Genomic DNA, 1,255 nt, shown 5'->3' on the forward strand with positions numbered 1-1,255 from the left:
CCACTTCTTCATCGTCCGGGACGGTGAGCTCTGGACCTCGACCGGTGTCGACGCGGCTGCGCGGGCTCTACCGGGAGCTGGTCGACCGCGACGTGGCCGAGCGCGCGGCGGGCGGTCGCTGATGGTGGCCCGGTTGGCGGTGTGGTCGGGGCCGCGCAACATCTCCACGGCACTGATGCGGTCGTGGGAGAACCGCCCCGACACGATGGTCGTCGACGAGCCGCTGTTTGCCCACTGGCTCACGGAGACCGGCACAGACCACCCCGGGCGCGAGGACGTGATCGCGACCTACGACAGCGACTGGCGCCGGGTCGCCGAGCAGCTCACCGGCCCCCTGCCGGACGGCGTCGAGGTGTTCTACCAGAAGCACATGGCCCACCACCTCACCCCGCAGATCCAGCACGGGTGGATGGCGCGGCTCACCAACGTGCTGCTCATCCGCGACCCGCGGGAGGTCATCGCGTCCTACCAGAAGGGCCGGCCGCGGTTCGTCGCCCGTGACCTCGGGTTCGAGCAGCTGGTCGAGCTCTACGACGAGCTCGGCGCGACAGGCGAGGCGCCGATGGTGATCGACGCCTCGGACTTCCTCCGGGCACCAGAACCACACCTGCGCGCCCTGTGCGAGCTGATCGGCGTCGACTTCACCGACCGGATGCTGGAGTGGCCGCCCGGACCTCGCGACAGTGACGGGGTCTGGGCGCCCTACTGGTACAAGACCGTCTGGGAATCAACCGGATTCGCCCCTTGGACGCCCCGAGAGGTGCACCTCTCTGGGCTGGCCGCGGAGGTGGCCGAGGAATGCCGGTCTCCCTACGAGCGACTGTATGCCGTGCGCCTGCGGGTATAGCTGCGCGCACGACAGGCGGCTGTGCGCGGAGCGGTCAGAGGTGAGCTGATGGCCTTCCGCGCGGACGCCCCGGCCGCGGCCCGGATCGGCGCAGCAACAGCAGCGAGACCCCCGCAGCAACCCACCACGGTGCGGCACTCCCGACGCCCAGCAGCTGGGTCGCCAAGACCGGTGCAGCAGTCGTGGCCACACCCCACGACAACCCGAAGACCGCAAGGTATGCCGCCCGGGCACCCTCGGGTGCCAGCGCCGCCGCCCCTGCCTGGAGGTTGCCGAGCAGCAGCGCCGACCCGGCCGAGACCACGGCCAGGCTGAGCGCGAACGTGGCCAGCCGTCCCGCAAGCGCGGCCCCGGTGAAACCGGCACAGAGCACCACGGCGCCGAGGCGCACCGCCCGGTGCCTGCCCG

The 1,255-nt window shown here is 71.5% G+C and carries 1 protein-coding gene and 1 pseudogene; one reads left to right on the top strand and one right to left on the bottom strand.

Annotation, left to right across the window (positions count from 1 at the left end):
* On the top strand, positions 1-847 hold an 847-nt coding region (locus FRW57_RS21765; RefSeq protein ID WP_203230488.1), incomplete at its 5' end, for a sulfotransferase-like domain-containing protein.
* A 34-nt stretch (positions 848-881) separates the two neighbouring features.
* Here the strand turns inward: FRW57_RS21765 and FRW57_RS21770 are convergent.
* Positions 882-1,255, bottom strand: a pseudogene (locus FRW57_RS21770) (hypothetical protein); the annotation flags it as partial.

Source organism: Segeticoccus rhizosphaerae (assembly GCF_009192725.1).
GTDB classification, from domain to species: Bacteria; Actinomycetota; Actinomycetes; order Actinomycetales; family Dermatophilaceae; genus Segeticoccus; species Segeticoccus rhizosphaerae.